This is a genomic window from Myxococcota bacterium (assembly GCA_041389495.1).
GTDB lineage: Bacteria > Myxococcota_A > UBA9160 > UBA9160 > UBA4427 > JAWKRT01.
This window is the reverse complement of the sequence record JAWKRT010000001.1, coordinates 1,256,934-1,279,602: the sequence shown is the minus strand read 5'-3', so window position 1 is coordinate 1,279,602 and position 22,669 is coordinate 1,256,934. Positions and strand designations below refer to the sequence as shown.

Genomic DNA, 22,669 nt, shown 5'->3' with positions numbered 1-22,669 from the left:
CGCGAGGTGCGCCGGGGAGCTCCACGCGGCGCGGACTGCGGCCGCGGCGCGTGGAGTTCCGCAGCGACCGCGGAAGCTCACGCGGCGCGCATCCCGATCGCGCGCCGCGCGCGCCACCGCGCCGGCGGTGCCTGGCATGCCGATTGCTCTTCCGCGGTCCAAGCGGAGACGAGCGGTCCCCCGAGCCTTCGCTCGGCGCGGCACCGAAGGAGCACGGAATGGAGCGGAGCAGGGTGGGGATCGCGCTTGCGGCGGCGGCCGGGTGGGTCGTCGCCGTCGTGTCTGCGGGCGGCGCGCAGGCACAGGTGTACGGAAGCCTCGCGAACTTCGACGTCGTCAACGACACGGGCTACGAGGCGCACGGCTTCGAGATCGAGATCGACGACCCCTCGTACGACCGTTCGAAGATCTACAGCGTCTTCGGCCTCGACCGGAACTTCGGCGTGCCGCCGGAGTCGGTCGAACGCTACGGCGCGCCGACCATCGAGGAGACGCCCGGCGTCGGCGTGAAGGTCCGCTACGAGGCGGCGTTCGCGGGCGGCCAGTGGAGCGTCGGAACGCCGACCGGGCCCTACGCCAATCCCGGCGACAGCTGCTGGCCGCGCGGCAATCCGCTCTACACGTCCGGGACGCTCACGTGCGACCACTTCGGTGTCGCGACCTACGGCCTGCCGGCGCGCGTCGTCTACTCGTGGCTCGTCGACACCGCGCCGGGAGGCCAGTCCGGCGTGCTGACACCGATCGTCGCGGAGGTGCCCGCGGTCCGGTACGCCTATCAACCGCAACCTCCCGCGCCGGGCGAGCCCCAGGCGCCGGAGCCCGTCGAGGTCGAGATCGAGGCGCACGACGAGCCGGGCCTTCCGTTCGGACCCGCCTACTGGGTGAAGGTGTACCTGCGCCACGCGGACCACGTGGTCGAGCTCGAGGACCTGATGGTCGACAACGCGGAGGTGCCCGGGGAGAGCGAGGTCGAGATCGAGTGGGAGCTCTTCCAGTCCGGCGGCGACCAGGATCGGCTGCAGGACCAGATCCTCCGCGAGCCCGAGGACGCATCGCTCGTCCTGCGCTTCGAGTTCTACGAGTACGCGGGCGCGCTGAAGCCCGACGGCGAGGCCGACTGCAGCGGCAAGAACGGGCAGCACGGCCCCGACGACTGCGGCGGCCTCGGCGACTACGTCGGCGCCCAGATGGCGGCCTTCGCGGCCGCCCTGCCGCCGGCGGCCGTCGCCGTCCCCGCCCTTCCGAGCTGGGCGCAGGCGTTCGGAACGGTGGCGCTCGGCGCGGGCGCCGCGCGCGCGAGGAGGCGGCGCGGGCGCGCGTGAGCGCGCGCGGCGAGCCGGCCGCCGGCCGGGCGCCACGCGAGGCAAACGCGAGGGGGGCGTGACCTCGATCACGCGCGCGCGACGGGGCGATCAAGCGGCCCGTTCGCCCGGCCGAAGCCTCGGGACACGCCGGTCGGCCTCCGCCGACCGGCGTTCGCGCGACGACGGGAGCAGGGCTCGCCCATGGCCGACCAGTCGGGAGGGACGCGGCGCGCGACGCCGCCGGAAGCCTGGTGCCGACGCCTCGCGGCGATGGGCATCGAGGCGCGCGTGATGCGCGGCGGGCGCGCCGCGCTCGCGAGCATGCCCCTCGACGACCGTCCGTTCCCCGCGCTCGAGCGCAGCGTGCGCTTCGAGCGCGTGCTGTTCGCGACGGTCGGCATGCACCAGATCAAGTGCCTGAAGCCGGAGGCGCTGTTCGCACTCCCGCTCGTCGACGTGCGCGGCTGCACGAGTGCGGGCGACATCGAGGAGCGCATCCGCGCCGCCTGGCGCGCGCGGCAGGACGAGCTCGGCCGCACCTGGGAGCGCCTGCGCGCGATCGGCGCGCGCGCGAGCGCCCGCGACCCCGACAGCGTCGTGCGCATCCCGATCGAGGGCGAGGGCGAGTGGGTCGCCGCGCGCGCGATCGGTCGCGGGCGCATCGTGCTGCCGAGCCGCGGCCCGCTCGAGGGCATCGCGCTCGCGTCGCCCGAGGAGCGCGTGCTCGAGCTCGAGGACCTCCCGACGACCGAGTCGGAGCTGCAGATCGCGATCACCAACCGGCTCGAGCACCTCGCGCGCGACGCCGAGAACGCGACGACGCGCTCGCGCGAGCGCGCGGTCGCGGGCGTGTCCTCGCTCGAGGTGCCGCGCATCGCGGTGCGCAGCCGCCGCATCCTGCTCGTCGGGCCGCGCCTCGCGAAGGACCGCGCCGCGCACGACTCGCTCGTCCTGCGCGGCTACAGCGTGCTGCGCGCGCGCGACGCGACCGAGGCGCTGCGACTCTTCGCGCGCACGAGCCCCGAGCTCGTCGTCACCGACGCCGACCTCGGCCGCGCCGACGGCGTCGAGCTCGTTCCGCAGCTCGCGCAGCTCGCGGGCGTCGACCACATGCCGGTGATCGTCGTCGACGCCGAGAGCCACGCGGGCCGGCGCGCCGCCGCCAAGGCCGTGGGCGCGGTCGGCTACATCGTCGGGCGACTCGACGTCGCGAGCATCGCCGACCGCCTCGCGCGCATGCTCGACGCGCCGAAGCGGCGCCGGTTCACGCGCTATGCGCAGCCGGTCGCCGTGCGCATCGCCGGCGCGCGCCACCCGGCCACGGCCACCGCGCTCTCGCGCGGCGGCCTGTACGTCGCGACCGACGAGGATCTGCCCGCGCAGAGCCTGCAGCGCTGCGAGCTCGTGCTCGCGGCGACGGGGCGCCGCGTCGAGGTCGAGGCCGAGGTGCTCTACCGCCTCGGCAACGGCGGACGCGAGCGGCGCGGGGTGGGCATGCGCTTCGACCGCTTCGGCGCCGACGGCGAGGCCGCCTACCTCGACTACCTGCGCGACGTCGCCTCGGCCTGACGCGCGCGCGCCGCGGCCCGGCGGCGGCGCCTAGCGCGCGGACTCCCGGAACCGGCCGAAGAAGCCGGCCACGTCGCGCGCGAGCGCCGGGCCGTCGACGTCCACCGGAACGACGTGCGCCGAGTGCGCATAGCGTCGCTCGACGACCTCGGCGCTCCCCACCCCGGCGGCGATCGCCACCGCGTCCTCGGGCGACGCCGTGCGATCGAGCGCGCCGTGGCCGACGAAGAGCGGCGCGCGCACGCGCGGCAGCAGCGCGCGCACGCGCTTCTGCAGCTTCACGAGCTCGTGCGCGCTCGCGAGCGGCATCATCTTCGTTCCCGGGTGACGCGCGCGCGCCGCCGGATCCGCGATGTCGGACCCGTCGCGCTTCGGGAGCATCGGCTTGACGAAGCGCCCGACCGCGATCGCGAGCACGCGCCCGGCGGTGAAGCGAAGCGGGACGCCGACGACCGCTGCCGCCGACGGCGTCGTCTCGCTCGCGAGGACGAGCGCGAGCAGTCCGCCGAGCGACATCCCGACGACGAACACCTGCCCGTGCGCGGCCGCGAGCTGCGCGTACTCGCTGCGCACGCACTCGAGCCAGTCCGCATACGCGCAGCGCGCGAGCTCCTCGGCGGGCCGCCCGTGCCCGGGGAGGAGCGGGCCGCGCGCGCGGAAGCCGCGCGCGACGAGCGCCTCGGCGACCGGCCGCACCTCGTAGGGCGTGCCCGTGAGGCCGTGGATGCAGAGCACGGCGGGCGGCGGGTCGCCCGCGCCCGCGCGCTCCGCGGGCGCGAGGTCGAACGGCGACGCGTCGACCGCCGCCGCCTCGCTCACGCGAGCGCCTCGCGCGCGGCGTCCTCCGCCGCGCGCACGATCTCGCGCAACGGCGCGCGCGCCCGCGCCGCCGCCCGCTTGCAGTCGTCGTACTCCGCCGACACGGACGTCGCCCCGTCGAGGTCGCGCACGACCTTCACGCGGATGCGTCCGAACGGCGTCGCGACGGCGAGCTCCCGCCGGTCGAGCACGAGGCGATCCCACTCGCTCGTGCGGACGCCGATCGCACTCGAGTGCGCGAAGAGGGCGCGCGCGACGGCGACGCGCTCCGACGGCCGCGCGAGCGCGCGCACGAGGAAGCCCGGGCGGTTCTTCTTCATCTGCACGTGCTCGAGCCCGACGTCGAGCGCACCGGCCTCGAACAGGCGCTCCATCAGGTACTCGAAGTGCTCGGGGACGAGGTCGTCGACGTTCGTCTCGAGCACCGCGATGCGGTCGCGGCCCGCGCCCGCGACGCGGCCGAGCACGGCGCGCAGCACGTTGGGCATCGGGCCGGGGCGGTCGCGTCCCGCGCCGTGCCCGATCGCCTCGATCGTCATCGCCGGCAGCGGCCCGTACTCGTCGACGCACCCGCGGAGGAGGGCCGCGCCGGTCGGCGTCACCGTCTCCCACGCGACGTGCGCGGGCTCGGTCGGCACGCCGCGCAGGAGCTCGAGCGTCGCGGGCGCGGGGAGCGGGAGGCGGCCGTGCGCGGTCTCGACGCGCCCCGCGCCGAGTGCGACGGGCGAGCAGGTCACCGTCGCCACGTCGAGGAGCGCGAGCGCCGCCACCGCCGCCGTGACGTCGACGATCGCGTCGACGGCGCCCACCTCGTGGAAGTGCACGTCGTCGACGTCGACGCCGTGGACGGTCGCCTCCGCGCGCGCCAGCCGCTCGAACACGTCGAGCGCGCGCTCGCGCACCGGGCGCGCGAGCTTCGCGCGGCGCAGGAGCGCGCGGATCTGCGCGAAGCTCCGGCCGCGGCCGTGATCGTCGTCGTGCGCGTGGCCGTGCGCGTGGTCGTGGTCGTGCGCGTGGTCGTGATCGTGGGCGTGGTCGTGATCGTGGCCGTCGCGATCGCGCCCGGGATCGCGGTCGCCGCCGCGGCGCCGCGATGCGGGGCGCGCGGGCGCGTTGCCCGAGACGTAGCGCGCACGGCCGCCCTTCCCTCTCGGCGCCGCGGCGACGAGCACGTCGAGGTAGCGCGCGGCGATCGCACCGCGGCGCACGCGCGAGACCCGCAGCTTGAAGTCGAGCCCGAGGCCGGCGAGCTCCGCTTCGAGCTCGCGCCGCGCGAGGCCCGCATCGAGCAGGGCGGCGACGAACATGTTCCCCGCGACGCCCGAGAACGCGTCGAGGTGCAGGATGCGCGCGCCGTCGGCGCGCGCGGCGCGGCGGCTAGAGCCGGTTGACGAGCGTCGCGACATGCGCGGCTCCGAATCCGTTGTCGATGTTGACGACGGCGACGTTCGAGGCGCAGCTCGTGAGCATGCCGAGCAGCGCGGCGACGCCGCCGAGCGAGGCGCCGTAGCCGATGCTCGTGGGCACCGCGATGACGGGCTTGTCGACGAGCCCGCCGACCACGCTCGGCAGCGCGCCCTCCATGCCCGCGACGACGATCAGCACGCGCGCCTCGCGCAGCGTCGCGTGCGCGGCGAGGAGCCGGTGGAGCCCGGCGACGCCGACGTCCTGCACCAGCGCGACCTCGTTCCCGAAGCAGCGGGCGACGGCCGCGGCCTCGGCCGCGACGGGCGCGTCCGAGGTGCCGGCCGAGACCACGGCGATCGTGCCCTTGCCGACGATCGGCACCTCGTCGGGCCCGAACCACAGGAGGCGCGCGACCGCGTCGTGCCGGCCGTGCGGAAGCGCCGCGCGCACGGCGCGCGCGACGTCCTCCTCGACGCGCGTCACGAGCACATGGTGCCCCTCGCGCTCGAGCGCGCCGACGATGTCGATGATCTGTGCGGGCGTCTTGCCGAGGCCGAACACGACCTCGGGGAGCCCCTGCCGGAGCGCGCGGTGCGTGTCGACGCGGGCGAACTCGGTGTCGACGAACGGCAGGCGCGCCAGCCGTTCGAGCGCGTCGTCGACGCTCACGTCGCCGCGGCGCAGGCGGTCGAGCAGGTCGCGCAATCGGTCGGGGTGCACGGGGCGGGACGGTATCGCAGTGCCGGCCGCGCGCCGCTACCGCGTCGGAGCGAGCACGAGGAGCGCGCCGAGCTCGCCGCCCGGCTCCCCCAGCTCGCACGAATAACGAGGCGCGTCAGGGCGCGCGCGTTCGCCGAGGAACGCCTCGATCTCGCCCGCGGCGCCCTCCGCGAACAGCATCGGCACCGACGGAAGGAGCCGCTCGCCGAGCGCATCCGCGATGCCCGACGCGACGTGCGATGCCAGGATGTTCGCGACCTCGGTGAGCGTCGCCTCGACCGCGAGCGGCCCGAGCGCCTTCGGGCTCTCGCCCATCATGCGTTCGACGAGTGCGTCGCGATGCTCGGCGCGGAAGAGCAGCGCCACGCACGCGTCGAGGCAGCCCTCGAGCTCGAACAGGACGCCCGCGTCCCACGCCGCGTCGATCGGCCGCCGCGCGTCCGGCGACGCGACCGCGACGTCGCCCATCTCGATCGCGCGATCGGCGAGCAGCGTGAAGGCGCTCTCCGCGTTCTCGAAGCCGATGCGCGCGGTCTCGCGCAGCCGCGTCGCGTTCGCGTCGTCGTGGGTCGCCGCGCGCGTCATGCGAGGTGGTTCAGGTCGAGCAGGAAGGCGGGCGTCCCGTCTCCCAGCACGGTGAGCCCCGCGAGCAGGCGAACGCTCGCCAGCAGCGCGGGAATCGGCTTCACGTAGATCTCCTGCTGCCCGCAGAAGCGGTCGACCCGCAGCGCGACGCGCTCGCCGCGCACCTCGGTGATGACGAGCTGCGCGACGGCCTCGGCGTCGTCGGCCGCACCCGCCGCGCGCGCGCGGAAGCGCTCCGCGAGCTCGATCACGAGCAGCGGCTCGTCGTCCACGAGCACGAACGCCTCGCGGCCGCTGCGCTCGACCGCGCCCGCGTCGAGCTCGAGGATGCGCTCGACCTTCACGATCGGGAGCGCCGCGCGCTCGCCGCCGACGTCGACGAGCAGCACGCGCTGGACGGCGGCGGTGATCGGGACGACGAGGGTCGTACACGTGCCCTGGCCGGGCGTCGTGCGCAGCTCGACCGCGCCGCCGAGCGATTCGATCGTCGCGCGCACGGCGTCCATCCCGACGCCGCGGCCCGAGATGTCCGACACCTCGCCCGCGGTCGAGAGCCCGGGGCGGAACACGAGCTCGGCGACCTCCTCGGGCGGGAGGTCGTCGGCGAGGTCGGGGTGCACGAGGCCCGCGTCGACGGCGCGCGCGAGCACCTTCGCGAGGTCGATGCCGCGGCCGTCGTCGCGCACGTCGATCACGATCGCGTTCTTCACGCGGCGCGCCTCGATCACGACGCGGCCGACGGCGGGCTTGCCCGCCGCCGCGCGCGCGTCGGCGCGCTCGAGTCCGTGGTCGACGGCGTTGCGCACGAGGTGGAGGAGCGGATCGGAGAGGCGGTCCAGGATCGAGCGGTCGAGCTCGAGCTCGGCGCCGACGAGCTCGACCTCGACGCGCTTGCCGGCGCGCTCGGCGACGCCGCGCGCCGCGCGCGGCAGCGCCTCCATCACGCGCGCGAGCGGGGTCGTCCGCAGGTCGAGCACGCGCCGCTGCAGCTCGGCGACGCGACGCTCGACGTGGTCGAAGCCCGCCGCGACGTCCGGGCTCGCGTCGACCGCGCCGCCCACGAGCGTGCGCAGCTGGCTCGTCGAGAGGATCACCTCGCCGACCGCGCCGAGGAAGCGATCGAGCGACTCGGTGCGCACGCGGACCGAGCCGCCGGGCGCGGGCGCGCCCGCGCGCACGTCGGCCGCGCGCGGCGCGTCGCCGTCCCGCCGGGCCGCGAAGGGCTCGGCCGCCTCTAGGTCCGGGCTTTTTTTGGGGGCGGGGTCTCCGCCGGGGCACGCGCCGCGAGGCGCGCGACGAGCGCGGGGTCCGCGGCCGGCGCGGCGTCCTCGTCGCGCACGACGGCCAGCATGCGCTCGAGACCCTCGAGGCCGACGAAGAGGAGCGCGAGACCGTCGGGCCCCTCGACGCGGCCCGCGCTGCGCACGCGCTCCATCCGGTCCTCGAGCGCGTGCGCGACCTCGCTCACCGCGTCGTAGCCGACCGAGGCCGCCATCGACTTGATCGAGTGCGCCATGCGGAAGACGAGGTCGATCGACTCCGTCGACGCCGCGTCCTTCTCGAGCTCGATCAATGCACGGCTCATCTCCGCGAGGTGCTCGGTGGCCTCCTCGAGGAAGAGCGCGCGGTACTTCGCCATGTCGAGCGCCATCGGGGACCCGCGACGCTCGTCAGTCCTGCGACTTCTCGACGAGCTTCTGCAGCGTCGAGAGCACGGCGTCGGGCTTGAAGGGCTTGACGATGAAGTCCTTCGCGCCCGCCTGGAGCGCCTCCATCACGAGCGTCTCCTGTCCGAGCGCGCTGCACATCACGACGCAGGCGTTCGCGTCGGCGGCGAGGATCTGCTTCACCGCGTCGATCCCCGAGCGCTTGGGCATCACGATGTCCATCGTGACGATGTCGGGCTGGACCGACTTGTACTTCTCGACGGCCTCGACGCCGTCGGCCGCTTCGCCGACGATCTCGAAGCCCTCGGGCTCGATGATCTCGCGGATCATCTGACGCATGAACGACGCGTCGTCGGCGATCAGGACTCGAGCCTTCATGGGACCCTCCGTGCGAGTGCGCGACGACCTCAGGCGGCCAGCCGCTCGATGACTTCCCGGGCCCGCGCCACGAGGCGGCGCGGATCGAGCACGCTCACGACGCGCCCGTCGACCTGACGGCGCTCCACGACGACCTGCGTGCCCGTGCCGACGTGTCCGCGCGGCGCGTCGGGCACGAGCCCGAGCACCGCGTCGATGGGGAGGCCGAAGCTCGGCGTCTCGCCGCTGCGGCTCGACACGACGAGCACGTGCGCAGCGGCGAGCTCGTCTCGCGCGGCGTCCTCCGCGGCGTCGACCGCGGGCGCGGGCGTGTCGGACGCGTCCTCGTCCGCCTCGGTGCGCTCGACGAGGAGCCGCGGCGCGACGATCGGCAGCGCCTCGCCGTGCCAGTTCATGACGCCCGCGAGCGAACGCGGGAGCGTCGGGACACCGCATAGCGCCGTCGGCTCGGCGACCTCGAGGATGCCGTGGATCGGGAGCGCCCAGACGTGCCCCAGCACCTCGAACGTGAGGAGCCGTCCGCTCTCGGGCCGCGCGGGCGCGTTCACGACGTGCTCCCGGTGGACGCGGAAGGCTCGTCGCCGGGCGCGGCCGGCCCGTCGGTGCGGAATCCGCGCAGCACCTCGCGCAGCGACTGCGCGAGGTCGGCCATCGTGCGCGAGGACTCGACCATCTCGGAGACGGCGGCGAGCTGGTCGTTCGCCGTGCGCGACACCTCGGCGATCGACTCGGCGCTGCCACTCGCGCCCATCGCGATCTCCTGCATCGAGGCGACCATCCGCTCCGCGTTCATCGCGTGGCTGTCCGCGCCGTGGAAGATCTCCTCGCTGCGGGCCGCGGCCTCGCCCACGGCCATCGAGATCTGCGACAGCGCGTCGGCGATCGTGTTCACGTCCTCGCGCCCCTCGTCGATCACGAGGCTCGACTTCCGCATCTCGTCGGCGACCTGGTGCGTGTCGGACTGGATCTCGTGGATCAGCTTGGAGATCTCGTCGGCGCTGCGGCCCGCGTTCTCGGAGAGCTTGCGGATCTCGTCGGCCACGACGGAGAAGCCGCGCCCGGCCTCGCCCGCGCGCGCGGCCTCGATCGACGCGTTGAGCGACAGCAGGTTCGTGCGGTGCGCGACGCTCGTGATGATCTCGGTGATCTGGTGGACGTGGCGCGTCTTCGCCTCGAGGTCGAACACCATCTGGCTCGTCTGCTCGACGCGCTCGAACATCGTTCCCATCTTCTCGATCGCGAGCCGCGAGACCTCGACGCCCGTTCCCGCCTTCTGGTTCGCCTCGGCCGCGAAGCCGAACGCCTCGCGAGCGCGTCCGGCGTTGAGCTCGATGTCGCTCGCGATCTCCTGGATGATGCGCGCGCCGTTCTCGAGCACTTCCTGCTGGCGCTTCACGCGGTCGGCCACGTCGCGGACCGTGGTCGAGATCTCCTCGTTGCCGGAGGAGACGTTCTGGATCGAGGCGCTCAGGTCCTGGGCGCCGGTCGAGAGGCGGTCGGCGGTCGCCTGCAGGTGGACGACGAGCCGCGAGAGGTTGTCGTGCATCACGGTCGCGCTCTCGGCGAGCGCATCGATCTCGTCGGGGAAGCGGGCCGGAGCGCTCGCGACGAGGTCGGCGCGGAGGTCGCCGCGCCGGATGCCGTCGGTCGTGGCGCGCAGGCGCTCGAGCTTGGGGCCGAGGATGCGCGCGAAGACGAGGCCGACCCCGCCGCCCGCGCCGAGCGCGACGAAGAACGTCGCCCACGTCGGGAAGGCGACGCCGCCCGCGCGGATCAGCTCCGGCAGGCCGATCGAGGCGAAGGCGACGACGAGCGACGCGAGGACGAGCTTGTACGCGAGCGGGGTTCGCACCCGGCCCCTATCGGAGGGCGGCGGAAACGGCTTGACGACGCAGGCGCGCGCGCGGCGCGCGAGGGCCGGCTCAGAAGTGGCGCCATCCGCTCGCGCCGGGCGGGAGGCCCCGGACGCCGCGCCGCGCCGTGAGGCGCCCGATCTCCGCCACCGAGACGCCGAGCCGTCGCGCGAGACGGCCGGCGTCGGCGTGCCGCGGATCGACGGTGAACAGCAGCTCGTAGTCCTCGCCGCCCGCGCACAGCGCGAGAGCCGGGTCGAGGCCGAGTGCGCGGCACGTCGCGTCGTGGCCGCGCGAGCGCGGGAGCGCGGCGAGCTCGACCTCGGCGCCGAGGGCGGGCGGCCCGCCGATCGACCCGAGCAGGTGGGGCAGGTCGGACGCCAGGCCGTCGGAGAGGTCGACGCACGCGATGCGGGCGCCCGTGGCAGCCAGGCGCGCGAGCGCGCGGCCGGCGGCGAGCCGGCACGGCGGCACGCGGCGCCCCGGCTTCCCGCTCGACTGCGCGCGGCGACGCGCGATCGCGGCCGCGCCTAACGTTCCGGTGACGAAGAGCGCGTCTCCGGCGCGGGCCGCGTCGCGTCGGAGCGCGCCGCCGCGGGCGACGGCGCCGAGCACCGTCGCGTGCAGGGAGGTCTCGCGGGCGCGCGCGAGGTTGCCGCCGACGAGCGGCGCCCCGCGCTTCGCGGCCTCGTCGGCGAACCCGCGCATCGCCGCGTCGAGGCGCCGCAGCGCGAGCGACGGAGGCGCGGCGAGCGAGAGCGTGCACGCCAGCGGCCGCGCTCCCATCGCCGCGAGGTCGGAGAGTGCGGCCGCGAGCGCGCGGCGACCGACCGCGACGGCCGCGTCGGTCTCGAAATCGAAGTGGACGCCCTCGACGGCGGCGTCGGTCGAGACGGCGAGCTCCTCGCCGGCGCGCAGGCGCACGATCGCCGCGTCGTCACCGATGCCGAGGGAGACCGCGGCGGAAGCTCCCGCGCGCGGCCGGAGCTGGCGGCGCAGCCGCGCGATCCACGGGAACTCGCCGAGGTCGCCGAGTGTGCGGGGCGAGCGCGCTCGCCCGGAGGCCGGAGGCATTCGCGCAACGGTCGCGCCGGCGCCACGACCGCGCAAGCGCGGCGCGCTCGCGTGTGCGTGAGTGCGCGCCGTCGCCTAGCGGCGCCCCCGCGCCGTCGCGGGCGCGACGCCGCCCGCGCGCGCCTTCGCACTCCGCTTCGGCGCGCGCCACGGGAGCGGAGTCTCGAGCGCGGCGTCGAGCACGTCGCGCATCGTCGACACCGGCACGAACGTCAGCTTGCGCTTGAGCTCGCGCGGGATCTCCGCGACGTCCTGCAGATTGGCCTTCGGGAGGATCACGCGGCGAATGCCGCTGCGGAGGGCCGCGAGCGCCTTCTCGCGCACGCCGCCCACGGGCAGGACGCGGCCGCGCAGCGTGATCTCGCCCGTCATCGCGACGTCGCCGCGCACGGGGATGCCGGTCGCGAGCGAGAGCATCGCGGTCGCGATCGTGACGCCCGCCGACGGGCCGTCCTTCGGCACCGCGCCGGCCGGGACGTGGACGTGCACCTCGCGGCGCGACAGCAGCGACTCGTCGGCGTCGATCTCCGCGAGCACCGAGCGCGCGTACGAGAGAGCCGCGCGGCCGGACTCCTTCATGACGTCGCCGAGCTGGCCGGTGAGCACGAGCCCCTCGCCGCGCGTCAGCGCGGCCTCGATCTGCAGCACGTCGCCGCCGGCCTCGGTCCACGCGAGGCCCGTCGCGACGCCGACCTCGGCGTCGCCCGCGCGGCCCTGCTCGCCGGCGGTCGGCGGGCCCAGCAGCCGGCGCAGCGCGCGCTTGTCGACCGTGACGCGCGCGTCGCCCCCCTCGGCGATCCGCCGCGCGAGCTTGCGGCAGACCGCGGCGACCTTGCGGTCGAGGTTCCGGACGCCCGCCTCGCGCGTGTACTCGGTCGCGAGCGAGGCCACCGCCGTCCGCGAGAACTCGACGTCGGTCGACGCGAGGCCGTGCTCCTCGATCTGGCGCGGCACGAGGAAGCGCGACGCGATGTCGATCTTCTCCTCCGGCGTGTAGCCGGACAGCTGGATGACCTCCATCCGGTCGCGCAGCGGCGCGGGGATCGGGTCGAGCATGTTCGCCGTGGCGATGAAGAGCACCTTCGAGAGGTCGAACGGCACGGACAGGAAGTGGTCGCTGAAGTCGGAGTTCTGCTCCGGGTCGAGCACCTCGAGCAGCGCGGCCGACGGATCGCCGCGGAAGTCGGCCCCGAGCTTGTCGATCTCGTCGAGCATGAAGACGGGGTTGTTGGTTCCCGCCTGCTTGAGCGCCTGCACGATGCGTCCCGGCATCGCGCCGACGTAGGTGCGGCGGTGCCCGCGGATCTCGGCCTCGTCGCGCACGCCGCCGAGCGAGATGCGCACGAACTCTCGCCCCATCGCGCGCGCGATCGAGCGGCCGAGCGAGGTCTTGCCGACGCCGGGCGGGCCGGCGAAGCAGAGGATCGGGCCGCGCGAGTCCTGGCGGAGCTTGCGGACGCCGAGGAACTCGAGGATGCGATCCTTCACGCCCTCGAGGTGCGCGTGGTCCGCGTCGAGCACCGCGCGCGCGTGCTCGAGGTCGAGCACGTCGGTCGACTCGAGGTCCCAGGGCAGGTCGACGAGCCAGTCGAGATAGTTGCGCACGACCTGCGCCTCGGGACCGTCGGGATGCATCCGCTCCATGCGCCGAAGCTGGCGCATGGCCTCCTCGTGCGCGTCCGGCGGGAGCGCGGCGTCGTCGATCTTGCCGCGATACTCCTCGACCTCCTCGCTGCGCGGGTCGCTCTCGCCGAGCTCCTGCTGGATGGCGCGCAGCTGCTCGCGCAGGAACGCCTCGCGCTGGTCGTCGCTCGTCGGCTTCGCGCGAGTCACCGGCTGCGCCTGCAGCTCGGCCTGCGCGGACGTGACCTCGAGCTCGCGCCGCAGCACGGCGTCGACGCGCCGCAGCCGCGCGAGCGCGTCGTTCGTCTCGAGGATCTCCTGCGCCTCCGCGACGCGCAGCCGGAGGTGCGAGGCGACGAGGTCGGCGAGGCGCCCGGGCCGATCGACGTGCGCGGCGACCGCCATCACCTCGGGCGGGAGGTTCTTGATCGGGAGGAGCTCCTCGACGCGCGCGCGCACCGCGCGCACGATGGCCTCGCCCTCGACCGACCAGCCTTCCTCCTCGTCGTGCGCGAGGGGCGTCGCGCGCACCCAGTCGCAGCCCTCGCGCGGGATGAACGAGTCGATCCGCGCCTTTCGCTGGCACTGCACGAGCACCTTCACGCGGCCGTCGGCCAGGTGCATCGCGCGCAGCACGACGCCGAGCGTGCCGACGCGGTAGAGGTCGTCCGGGTCGGGGTCGTTCTGCGACGCGTCGCGCTGCGCCACGAGCAGCACCGTGCGATGGCCGGCGAGCGCGTCGTCGACGGCCGCGATCGAGCGCTCGCGCGCGGCGAAGAGCGGGAGGACCATGTACGGGAAGGCGACGAACTCGCGCAGCGGGAGGACGGGAACCTCGTCGGGAAGCGCGGGCGCGAGCTCGTCGGCGGGGGCGTCCGTGTGCATCGGACGGCCCCTTCGACGACGCAGGAGAGCGACTTGAGGCGGGCCCGCGCGTTTCCCGCATGCGGGAAGCGCGTCGCTCGCCGACGGTGGACGACGTCGGGAAACGGCCCGCGCTCCGTCGACGGAAACCCCTCGGTCGCCGCACCGCGTGTGCAACGCGATCGCAGCCCGCGATGCGGGATGCGACGCGACGCGTTCAGTCGAGCGGGACGATGCGACGTCCGTCGACGCCGAGCAGGAAGGGCCGCTTCCGCGCGTTGCCGTCGTGCAGGAACGTCGTGATCCCCGACGCACCGGGGTAGCCGTGCACGCTTCCGACGCCGTCGCGCACCGCGTCGCGACTCGTGTGTCCGGCGGCGAGCTGCACGAGGACGAGATTCGCCGCGTCGAAGGCGCTCGCCGCGAACACGTCGGGGACGGCGCCGAAGTGCGCGGAGTATCCGTCGACGAAGTCGGAGACGAACGTGTAGCTGCTCTCGGCGTGGAAGAGCGAGGCCATCACGGCGTTGCGCACGTGCTCGCGCCCGAGGGAGACGAGCTTCGGGTCGACCCACGCGGAGGTGCCGAGGAGGCGCACGCCCGTCACGTCGTGGAAGGCGAGCTGCGGCGCGATCATCACGATCTTCTCGCTCGTGTCGGGAATGAACAGCGCGTCGAAGTCGACGATCGGCGGCAGCGCCTCGCCTTCGGGCCCCGTCGTGCGGAGCAGCTCGCGACGCGCCCTCCCCGCTTCCTCGCGCGGCAGGCGGCGCAGGCGGTCGAGCGCCGCGTCGCGATCGCGCACGGCGGCCTGCTCCGCCGGCGTGAGCAGCGTGAAGCCGATCATGCGGCGGATCGGCTCCGCGAAGTCGGTCGACGACGGGTCGTAGCTCGAGGCCGCCACGACGTACCCGCCGCGCGCCTCGACGGCGTCCCAGAAGTAGCTGCGCATGCCGCGCCCGTACGTGTCGTCGGGATAGAGGACGGCGAACCGCCGCGCGTCGAGCTCGTCGACCGCGTAGTCGACGAGGAAGCGCACCTCGTCGGCGGGCGTCGTGCGCAGGCGGAACACGAAGTCGCGTCCGGCCGACACGTCCGCGCGCGAGGTCAGCGCGAGGAGCGGGATGCTCTCCGCCTGGGCGGCGGCGGCCGCCGCGTCGGCTTCGGCCGCGAGGAGCGGCCCGACGATCGCGGCGACCGAGGGGTCGGCCGCGAGCTCGTGGACGGCGCGGGCCGCGCGATCGGGCTGGCCCGCCGAGTCGCGCACGACGACGCGCACGCGGCTCGCACGCCGGGCTCGCCACGATTCGCCGCGCGGCGGTCGGACCTCGCCCTCGCCCGCCTCGTCGGCCGCGGCGCGGGCCGATTCGATGTCGTCGAAGACGCCCGCCGCGAGCAGCACGCCGCGCAGGCTCTCCTCGCCGTAGCGCGCGAACGCTCCGGTGAGCGGAAGGACGACGCCGATCGTCCCCTCGGCGCCGTCGGTGCGCGGCGCGGGCAGCGAGGCGACTTCCCGGAAGGTCGGCAGCACACCCGCCGTCGCGATCCGCTCGCGCAGCGAGGCGCGCCGCGCGACCTCGGCGCGCAGCGCGTCGTCGCGCTCGGTGCGTTCGAGGGAATCGACGCGCGCGAGCTCGCGCTCCGCGCGGTCGACGTCGGCCGCGTCGAGCGCGCGCTCGGCGATGCGCAGGCGGAGCCGCGCCGCGGGAACGCGCTTGCCGAGCGAGCTCGCGAGCGTCGCCATCTCGTCGACCGAGAGCTGCGCGACGAGCGGGTCGAGCTCGGCGTCGACGCGCTTGCGCCCGTCCACGCTCGTCTGCGCCGCGTAGAGCTCGCCGAGCCAGCGGAGCTTCTCGGCGGGGCGCGACTCGAGATCGGCGAGCATGCGGTAGCCGACCACGCGCTGCGACGCGTCCATGCGCGAGAAGCGGGCGTCGGCGAGCCATCGCTGCGCCTCGGCGACGTCGCCGCGCGAGCGCGCGAGCGTCGCGAGCGAGAGGCGCGCGGCCTCCGCGCGGTCGCCCTGCGGATGCTGCTCGACCACCCAGACGAGCCAGCGCACGGCCTCGGCCGTGCGGCCCTCGCCGAGCTCGATCGCAGCGAGCTTCTCGCCCGCGTCGTCGGCGAGCGCCCCGTCGCCGTGGGCCGTGACGAAGGCCTCGAGCCGGTCGCGCGCGGTCGTCGGATCCTGCGGGAGCGGAGCGAGGGCCTCGCCGTAGGCGAGCCGCTCCTCCTCGGTGGCGGGGCGCGTGCCGCGCGGGAGCTGGCACGCGGCGACGACGAGCACCAGCGCGCCGAGCGCCAACGCGCGCGGCGCAGCGGGTTTCGTCGTCGTCGATCGCGTCATGATTCGTTAGTCGAAGAGATCCCGCAGCTTGTCCATGAATCCCCGGGCCGCGGGCGACACGTCCTCGCCGCTCTCGCGCGCGAACTCCTCGAGGAGCTCGCGCTGCCGCGCGGACAGCTTCGTCGGAACCTCGACGAAGATGCGCACGTACAAGTCGCCGCGCATGCGCTCGAGCTGGCTGCGATCGGCTCGCGGCACGAGCGGCGGAAGGCCCTTCCCCTTGAGTCGCAAGAGCTTGCCGGACTGCGTGCCGTCCGGCACGCGCATCGTGACCCGTCCTTCGAGCGTGGGCACCTCGATCTCGTCGCCGAGCGTGGCCTGCACGAACGAGATCGGGACCTCGCAGTGCAGATCGGTGCCGTCGCGCGTGAAGAGCGGGTGAGGCTGGATGGAGATCACCACGTAGAGGTCGCCGGCCGGGCCGCCCGCGATGCCGGCCTCGCCCTCGCCGGTGAGCCGGAGTCGCGCACCGTCGTCGACGCCGGCGGGAATCGTGACGTCGAGCGTCTGCTGCCCCTCCACGCGGCCGATGCCGCGGCACTCCGTGCAGGGATCCCGGACGATCTCGCCCGCGCCCTGGCACGCGTCGCACGGGCGGTTCACGCGGAAGAACCCCTGCGTGAAGACCATCTGGCCCGTGCCGCGGCAGCGGTCGCACGTCTCCGGCGTGTGGCCCGGGCTCACGCCGCTGCCCGCGCAGCCGCCGCACCGGCGCATCTTCGGGATCTTGAGCGTCTTGCTCGTGCCGGCGAGCACCTCGGAGAGCGGGATCTCGAGGTTGTAGCGGAGGTCGGCGCCGCGCTGTCCGCGCCCGCGCCGGCGACGCCCGCCGCCTCCTCCGCCGAACACGTCGCCGAAGAGGCTCTCGAAGAGATCCTGGAAGCCGCCGAGGTCGCCGAAGTCGCCCGTGAAGCCGCCCGGCCCGGCGGCGGCGTGCCCGAAGCGGTCGTACTGCGCGCGCTTCTGCGCGTCCGACAGGACGGCGTAGGCCTCCGAGATCTCCTTGAAGCGATCCTCGGCCGCCGGATCGTCGGGATTGCGATCCGGATGGTTCTCCATGGCGAGCTTGCGATAGGCCTTCTTGAGCTCGGCCTCGCCCGCGTCGCGCGCGACGCCGAGCACCTCGTAGTAGTCGCGTTTGGCCACGCTTGCCGCTCCCGGATCCGATCGCATTCGAGGGTCGCAACGAGTGCGGCCGGCGGAGGGCCGGCCGCGGCGAATGGCGCGGGAGGCTAGTCCCACCCGCCGCCGAGGCAAGGCGCCGCGGCGACGGCGGCGAGGATCCGGGCGGAGCGGAGGGCGGGAGAGGGGCGAGCGCGAGGGCTGCGCGGGGATGCCGCGCGGCTACTCCTCGCTGCTGCCGAGGGTCGCGTAGAGCCGCTCCGTCATCTGGTAGGTGACGCCCGAGAGCTCCTCGGTGGCCTGCTTGAGCGTGCCCGCATCGTCGCCCTCGAGGGCCGCCTTCGCCTTCTCGAGCGCGGCCGAGACGGCGCTGCGGTCCTGCTCCTCGATGGCGTCGGCGAACTCCTCGAGCGTCCGCTGCGTGGAGTACACGAGACCCTTCGCCTTGTTCACGAGCTCGATCCACTCGCGGCGCGACTGGTCCTCGGCCGCGTGGGCCTCGGCCTGCTTCACCATCTTGTCGATGTCGTCCTTCGACAGGCCGCTCGAGGCGGTGACGACGATGCTCTGGCTGCGCCCCGTGCCGAGATCCTTGGCCGACACGTTGACCACGCCGTCCGCATCGATCGCGAAGGTGACCTCGATCTGCGGGACGCCGCGCGGCGCGGGCGGAATGCCGACCAGCTCGAAGCGGCCGAGCGTCATCGCATCCGCGGCCATCTCGCGCTCGCCCTGCAGGACGTGGATGCGCACGACGTCCTGGTCGTCCTCGGTGGTCGAGAAGACCTGGCTCTTCGTGGTCGGGATCGTCGTGTTCTTGTGGATGATCTTCGTCATCACGCCGCCCTGCGTCTCGACGCCGAGCGACAGCGGCGTCACGTCGAGCAGCAGGACGTCCTCGACGTCGCCCTTGAGCACACCGCCCTGGATCGTGGCACCGATCGCGACGACCTCGTCCGGGTTGACGCCGCGGTGCGGCTCCTTGCCGAAGATCGCCGAGACCTTGCGCTGCACGAGCGGCATGCGCGTCATGCCGCCGACGAGGATCACCTCGTCGATGTCGGCCTTGGTGTAGCCGGCGTCCTCGAGCGCCGTCGTGCAGGGCTGCGACAGCCGTTCGACGAGCGGCGCGACGAGGTCCTCGAGCGTCTCGCGGTCGAGGTGGATCTCGAGGTGCTTCGGGCCGCTCTCGTCCGCGCTGATGAACGGGAGGTTGATGTCCGTCTCGGTCGCGCTCGAGAGCTCGTGCTTCGCGCGCTCCGCGGCCTCCTTGAGCCGCTGGAGCGCCATCGCGTCCTGGCGCAGGTCGATGCCGGTGTCGCTCTGGAAGCGCGTCGCGAGGTGGTCGACGAGCACGTTGTCGAAGTCCTCGCCGCCGAGGAACGTGTCGCCGTTCGTGCTCTTCACCTCGAACACGCCGTCGGTGATCTCGAGGATCGAGACGTCGAACGTGCCGCCGCCGAGGTCGAAGACCGCGATCTTCTGGTCCGCATCCGCCGCGATGCCGTAGGCGAGCGCCGCCGCCGTCGGCTCGTTGATGATGCGCAGCACCTCGAGGCCCGCGATCGCGCCGGCCTCCTTCGTGGCCTGGCGCTGCGCGTCGTTGAAGTACGCGGGGACGGTGATGACGGCTTCGGTGACGGGCTCTCCGAGGTAGTCGGAGGCCGTGTCCTTGAGCTTCTTGAGGACCATCGCCGAGATCTGCTGCGGGGCGCACAGCTCGTCGCCGATCTTCACCCACGCATCGCCGTTCTGGTGCGCGACGATCTCGAACGGCGCGATCTTCGCGAACGCCGCGACCTCCTCGGCGTCCTTCTTGCGCCCGATCAGGCGCTTCACGGCGAACACGGTGCGCTCGGGATTCGTGACGGCCTGGCGCTTGGCGATCTGCCCGACGAGCTGCTCGCCGCCCGGCGTGAACGCGACCATCGAGGGGGTCGTGCGCGCCCCCTCGGAGTTCGCGATGACCTCGGGCGCGCCGGAGAGGTTGATGGCGACGCAGGAGTTCGTGGTGCCGAGATCGATGCCGATGACGTGCGACATGTCGAGGCGCTGCCCCCCACAGCGGCTGCCGGGAGGCTTCGCGACGGCCGCCCCGACTACCCTTCGGTGGTTCCCTGCCGATCCCCGTCCGCGGCCTTCGACACGACCACCCGGGCCGGTCGCAGCAGCCGATCGCGCAGCAGGTACCCCTTCTCCATCTCCGCCACGACGGTGTTCGGTGCCACCTCCGCCGCCGGCGTCTGCGCCATCGCCTCGTGCACGGCCGGATCGAACGGCTGTCCGAGGGCCTCGACCGCGATCACCCCGAAACGATCGAGCACGCCGAGCAGCTCCTTGCGAACCAGCTCGACGCCCTGCAACAGGCTCTGCAACTCCTCGGATGCGTTCCGGTCTGCGTGCTCGATAGCGCGGTCGAGGTTATCGACCGTGGGAAGCAGCTCCTTGACCAGATTCTGGTGTCCGTACAGCTGCGTCTCCTGTCTCTCCTTGAGACCGCGCCGACGGAAGTTCTCGAAGTCGGCCTGAAGCCGCAGGTGCTGGTCGCGCAGCGCATCGAGCTCGGCCTTCGCCGCCTCGTACTCCGTCTTGAGGGACTGGAGCTCGGCGCTCATCGCCTCGATCACGGCCTCGCCGGCCGTCGAGGCCCCCTTCGAGCGCGCGCGGCGCTCGTCGACCGCCTCGCTCGCGGCGGCGAGCGCGGCCTCGAGCTCGTCGCTCGGAGAGAGCGTGCCGCCGCCCTCGTCGTCGGGTTGGTCGGGTCGGTCGTCGTGGCTCATCGTATGCGCGCAGACCTCTCGGAATGGAACGCCGGCACCCGTCAGCCCGCGGACGGCGTCGGCTCATCGGCCGACTGCAGCTTGCGGCTGACCAGCACGGAGCAGTAGTCGACGAGCGGGATGACGCGACGGTAGTCCATGCGACACGGGCCGATCACGCCGAGCACGCCCTGCGGCGGCTCGCCCGCGCGTCCGTACGGCGCCGCGACCAGCGCGCAGCGGACGAGCTCCGGGGCGTCGAGCTGCTCGCCGAGCGCCACGCTCACGCCCGCGCTCTCGACGGCGCGGTCGATGATCGCGAGCAGGCGCTCGCCGGTCTCGATCGCCGCGAACAGCTCGCGGATGCGCTCCGGGTCGCGGAACTCGGGCTGGTCGAGCAGCGCGAGGCGCGTCCCCAGCAGCAGGTCGGCCGAGGCCTCGCCGTCGAGGTCGATCGCGCGCAGGCCGAGCGCGAGCGCGCGCGCGACGAGGCCATCGGCGCGGTCGCGCAGGGCGCGCAGCTCGCCCTCGAGCCGCGCGCGCAGATCGTCCAGCGAGAGCCCCTGGATGCGCTCGTTCAGCAGCGCGGCGACGCGGTCGAGCTCCGCCTGGTCGCGCCAGGTCGTCTCCTCGACGACCCGTCGGTGCACGCGCCCCGAGCGCGCGACGAGCACGACGAGGAGCCGGTCGGTCGACAGCCGCACGAAGCTCACGTGCTGGAGGCGCACGCGCGCGAGCCGCGGCGCCACGACGAAGCCGAGCTGCCGCGCGCTCTCGGACAGCACCTGACCCGCGAGACGCACGGCCGCGCTCGCGTCGACACCCTCGAACGGCTGCGCGAGCGCGCGCCGCTCGTACGGCCCGAGCTCCGGCGTGTCCATGAGCTGATCGACGAAGATCCGGATCGCCGCGGTCGTGGGGACACGCCCGGCCGACGTGTGCGGCTGGTCGACGAGCCCGATCTCGCGCAGCTCGGCCATCGTGTTGCGGATGCTCGCCGACGAGAGCGGCTGGGAGAGGAGGTGCGAGATCGTGGCCGAGCCGACGGGCGCGGCCTCCGCGATGTAGGCCGCGACGAGCGCGCGCAGGACGACGCGCTGCCGCTCCGTGAGCTCGGGTGTCGCGAGCGGCGCGGGGCGCGCCGCACGCACGCGCGCCTCCGGCTCCTCGTTCGGCCCGACTCCACCGATTCTCGCGCTGCGCGTCGCCATGGTGCGGTCGCCGATTTTCGCCATGCGAGCGGCGATCTTCAAGCGCGCGGCGCGGCGACGGGCGCTCTCGCCGCGGCGGGGCCGGCCTCGCGACCCCGAGGCGCCGCTAGACGAAGCGCTCGGCCACGCTGTCGGCGAGCCAGCGCCCGCGCGCGCTCAGCCGCAGGTCGCCCGCGGCGTCCTCGTCGAGCAGCCCGAGCCCGACCAGCTCGTCGATCTCGCGCGCGAAGAAGGCCCGCGGCGGCGCCCCGAACTCGCGCGCGAAGCCCGCCGCGCCGAGCCCGCGCGGCTCGCGCAGGGCGAGGAAGACGGCTTCGCCGCGCGCGGTCGCGGCGTCGTGCCACTCGGCGTCGGCGATCGAGCCGGCCGCCGCGCGCGCGCCCTCGACGCGGTCGAGATGGGCGCCGAGCGAGCGCGCGTTCGCCGCGCGGCCGCCGTGCGGGTGCGCCGCGGTCGGCGGGAGCGTCGACCACGCCCCCACGCCGAGCCCGAGCACGGGCGCGCGGCGCCAGTAGCGCCGGTTGTGCGCGGACTCGAACCCCGGCCGCGCATGGCTCGACACCTCGTACCGCTCGAGCCCCGCCGCCGCGAGTCGCGCGTCGACGCGCGCGAGCGCCGCGACGACGGCGCGCTCGTCCGGGCGCGCGAGCTGCCCCCGCCGCTCCGCGAGCGCGAACGGCGTGCCCTCCTCGACGGTGAGCTCGTAGGTCGAGACGTGCTCGGGCGCGAACGCGGCGACGGCGTCGAGGTCCCGATCGAGCTGGGCGCGGGTCGCGCCCGGCCCGCCCACGATCAGGTCGAGCGAGACGTTCTCGAAGCCGGCGGCGCGGGCCGCCGAGAGCGTCGCGTGCGCGTCCCGCGCGCGGTGCGCGCGGCCGAGGCGCTTCAGCATCGCGTCGTCGAACGACTGGACGCCGATCGAGAGCCGGTTCACGCCGGCCGCGCGGAAGCCGCCGAGGCGCGCGCGCTCGAGCGTGCTCGGATTCACCTCGAGCGTGATCTCGGGAGCCGCGCCGACGCGCGCGGCGAAGCGCTCGCGCACCGCGCCGACGATGCGCTCGACGCTCGCCACCGACAGCAGCGAGGGCGTGCCGCCGCCGAGGTACACGCTCGCGAGCGCGAGCCCGTCGAAGGGGCCCGCGCGCAGCGCGAGCTCGCGCACGAGCGCCTCGACGTAGCGCGCCTCGACCGACGGCTCGAGCGGCCGCGCCGCCACCACCGCGAAGTCGCAGTAGGGGCAGACGCGCTCGCAGAACGGCACGTGCACGTACACGCCGACGCTGTCGCTCGCCACGCGGGAACGGTGCCAGAGCCGCGCGCGGCGGGCACGGCCGCGGAGCACCCCGCGCGGCGCTCCGGTACTCTCC

The 22,669-nt window shown here is 74.4% G+C and carries 18 protein-coding genes and 1 pseudogene; 2 read left to right on the top strand and 17 right to left on the bottom strand.

The window, feature by feature from the left end:
- The first annotated feature begins 218 nt into the window (after positions 1-218).
- Together R3E88_05675 and R3E88_05670 are read left to right on the top strand one after the other, a co-directional pair.
- Positions 219-1,322, top strand: coding sequence for a PEP-CTERM sorting domain-containing protein (locus R3E88_05675; protein MEZ4215947.1), 1,104 nt, complete (start codon positions 219-221; stop codon positions 1,320-1,322).
- Positions 1,323-1,505: 183 nt separating this feature from the next.
- Positions 1,506-2,873: a response regulator gene (locus R3E88_05670; GenBank protein ID MEZ4215946.1), complete on the top strand. Its 1,368-nt coding sequence runs from the start codon at positions 1,506-1,508 to the stop codon at positions 2,871-2,873.
- A 30-nt stretch (positions 2,874-2,903) separates the two neighbouring features.
- Here R3E88_05670 and R3E88_05665 read toward each other — a convergent pair whose 3' ends face one another.
- The 17 genes and pseudogenes from R3E88_05665 to hemW form a co-directional block, all read right to left on the bottom strand.
- Entirely contained in the window at positions 2,904-3,692 is a 789-nt protein-coding gene (locus R3E88_05665; GenBank protein MEZ4215945.1) for an alpha/beta fold hydrolase, read from the bottom strand.
- On the bottom strand, positions 3,689-5,098 hold the full coding sequence (gene larC, locus R3E88_05660) for a nickel pincer cofactor biosynthesis protein LarC (protein ID MEZ4215944.1): 1,410 nt from the start codon (positions 5,096-5,098) through the stop codon (positions 3,689-3,691). Before larC ends, R3E88_05665 begins: the two co-directional genes overlap by 4 nt.
- Positions 5,070-5,819 carry a nickel pincer cofactor biosynthesis protein LarB gene (gene larB / locus R3E88_05655; GenBank protein MEZ4215943.1) on the bottom strand — a complete coding sequence of 250 codons (750 nt, stop codon included), beginning with the start codon at positions 5,817-5,819 and terminating at the stop codon, positions 5,070-5,072. Before larB ends, larC begins: the two co-directional genes overlap by 29 nt.
- A gap of 36 nt (positions 5,820-5,855) precedes the next feature.
- Positions 5,856-6,404, bottom strand: a complete 549-nt coding sequence (locus tag R3E88_05650) for a chemotaxis protein CheC (GenBank protein MEZ4215942.1) — start codon at positions 6,402-6,404, stop codon at positions 5,856-5,858.
- Positions 6,401-7,543 carry a chemotaxis protein CheW gene (locus R3E88_05645; GenBank protein MEZ4215941.1) on the bottom strand — a complete coding sequence of 381 codons (1,143 nt, stop codon included), beginning with the start codon at positions 7,541-7,543 and terminating at the stop codon, positions 6,401-6,403. Before R3E88_05645 ends, R3E88_05650 begins: the two co-directional genes overlap by 4 nt.
- Positions 7,544-7,638: 95 nt before the next feature.
- Positions 7,639-8,055: an Hpt domain-containing protein gene (locus R3E88_05640; protein MEZ4215940.1), complete on the bottom strand. Its 417-nt coding sequence runs from the start codon at positions 8,053-8,055 to the stop codon at positions 7,639-7,641.
- Between the two features lie 19 nt (positions 8,056-8,074).
- Positions 8,075-8,449 carry a response regulator gene (locus tag R3E88_05635; protein MEZ4215939.1) on the bottom strand — a complete coding sequence of 125 codons (375 nt, stop codon included), beginning with the start codon at positions 8,447-8,449 and terminating at the stop codon, positions 8,075-8,077.
- Positions 8,450-8,478: 29 nt separating this feature from the next.
- Positions 8,479-8,997: a chemotaxis protein CheW gene (locus R3E88_05630; protein MEZ4215938.1), complete on the bottom strand. Its 519-nt coding sequence runs from the start codon at positions 8,995-8,997 to the stop codon at positions 8,479-8,481.
- Positions 8,994-10,301 (bottom strand): methyl-accepting chemotaxis protein, encoded by a 1,308-nt coding sequence (locus R3E88_05625; GenBank protein MEZ4215937.1) that lies wholly within the window; start codon positions 10,299-10,301, stop codon positions 8,994-8,996. The genes R3E88_05630 and R3E88_05625 overlap by 4 nt, the downstream gene beginning before the upstream one ends.
- Positions 10,302-10,371: 70 nt before the next feature.
- Positions 10,372-11,376, bottom strand: a complete 1,005-nt coding sequence (gene thiL / locus R3E88_05620; GenBank protein MEZ4215936.1) for a thiamine-phosphate kinase — start codon at positions 11,374-11,376, stop codon at positions 10,372-10,374.
- A gap of 75 nt (positions 11,377-11,451) precedes the next feature.
- Positions 11,452-13,884 carry an endopeptidase La gene (lon, locus tag R3E88_05615; protein ID MEZ4215935.1) on the bottom strand — a complete coding sequence of 811 codons (2,433 nt, stop codon included), beginning with the start codon at positions 13,882-13,884 and terminating at the stop codon, positions 11,452-11,454.
- A gap of 196 nt (positions 13,885-14,080) precedes the next feature.
- Complete coding sequence (locus tag R3E88_05610; GenBank protein ID MEZ4215934.1) at positions 14,081-16,210, bottom strand: penicillin-binding protein activator; 2,130 nt, start codon at positions 16,208-16,210, stop codon at positions 14,081-14,083.
- Positions 16,211-16,216: 6 nt separating this feature from the next.
- Positions 16,217-17,383, bottom strand: coding sequence for a molecular chaperone DnaJ (gene dnaJ / locus R3E88_05605; GenBank protein MEZ4215933.1), 1,167 nt, complete (start codon positions 17,381-17,383; stop codon positions 16,217-16,219).
- Between the two features lie 195 nt (positions 17,384-17,578).
- A pseudogene (dnaK, locus tag R3E88_05600) lies at positions 17,579-19,375 on the bottom strand (molecular chaperone DnaK).
- Positions 19,376-19,431: 56 nt separating this feature from the next.
- Complete coding sequence (gene grpE, locus R3E88_05595) at positions 19,432-20,112, bottom strand: nucleotide exchange factor GrpE (GenBank protein MEZ4215932.1); 681 nt, start codon at positions 20,110-20,112, stop codon at positions 19,432-19,434.
- A gap of 41 nt (positions 20,113-20,153) precedes the next feature.
- A complete protein-coding gene (gene hrcA / locus R3E88_05590) occupies positions 20,154-21,242 on the bottom strand; it encodes a heat-inducible transcriptional repressor HrcA (protein MEZ4215931.1) in 1,089 nt (362 codons plus the stop codon).
- 166 nt (positions 21,243-21,408) lie between these two features.
- The gene (gene hemW, locus R3E88_05585) at positions 21,409-22,596 is read right to left on the bottom strand and encodes a radical SAM family heme chaperone HemW (GenBank protein ID MEZ4215930.1); all 1,188 of its coding nucleotides are present in this window, start codon (positions 22,594-22,596) and stop codon (positions 21,409-21,411) included.
- Positions 22,597-22,669: the final 73 nt, after the last annotated feature.

What these genes read in the sequence shown, in the direction of transcription:
- larC (MEZ4215944.1), bottom strand. Translation starts at nt 5,098, where the DNA reads ATGTCGCGACGCTCGTCAACCGGCTCTAGCCGCCGCGCCGCGCGCGCC.
- R3E88_05670 (MEZ4215946.1), top strand. Translation starts at nt 1,506, where the DNA reads ATGGCCGACCAGTCGGGAGGGACGCGGCGCGCGACGCCGCCGGAAGCC.
- R3E88_05640 (MEZ4215940.1), bottom strand. Translation starts at nt 8,055, where the DNA reads ATGGCGCTCGACATGGCGAAGTACCGCGCGCTCTTCCTCGAGGAGGCC.
- grpE (MEZ4215932.1), bottom strand. Translation starts at nt 20,112, where the DNA reads ATGAGCCACGACGACCGACCCGACCAACCCGACGACGAGGGCGGCGGC.
- R3E88_05675 (MEZ4215947.1), top strand. Translation starts at nt 219, where the DNA reads ATGGAGCGGAGCAGGGTGGGGATCGCGCTTGCGGCGGCGGCCGGGTGG.
- dnaJ (MEZ4215933.1), bottom strand. Translation starts at nt 17,383, where the DNA reads ATGCGATCGGATCCGGGAGCGGCAAGCGTGGCCAAACGCGACTACTAC.
- lon (MEZ4215935.1), bottom strand. Translation starts at nt 13,884, where the DNA reads ATGCACACGGACGCCCCCGCCGACGAGCTCGCGCCCGCGCTTCCCGAC.
- R3E88_05635 (MEZ4215939.1), bottom strand. Translation starts at nt 8,449, where the DNA reads ATGAAGGCTCGAGTCCTGATCGCCGACGACGCGTCGTTCATGCGTCAG.
- R3E88_05610 (MEZ4215934.1), bottom strand. Translation starts at nt 16,210, where the DNA reads ATGACGCGATCGACGACGACGAAACCCGCTGCGCCGCGCGCGTTGGCG.
- thiL (MEZ4215936.1), bottom strand. Translation starts at nt 11,376, where the DNA reads ATGCCTCCGGCCTCCGGGCGAGCGCGCTCGCCCCGCACACTCGGCGAC.
- R3E88_05650 (MEZ4215942.1), bottom strand. Translation starts at nt 6,404, where the DNA reads ATGACGCGCGCGGCGACCCACGACGACGCGAACGCGACGCGGCTGCGC.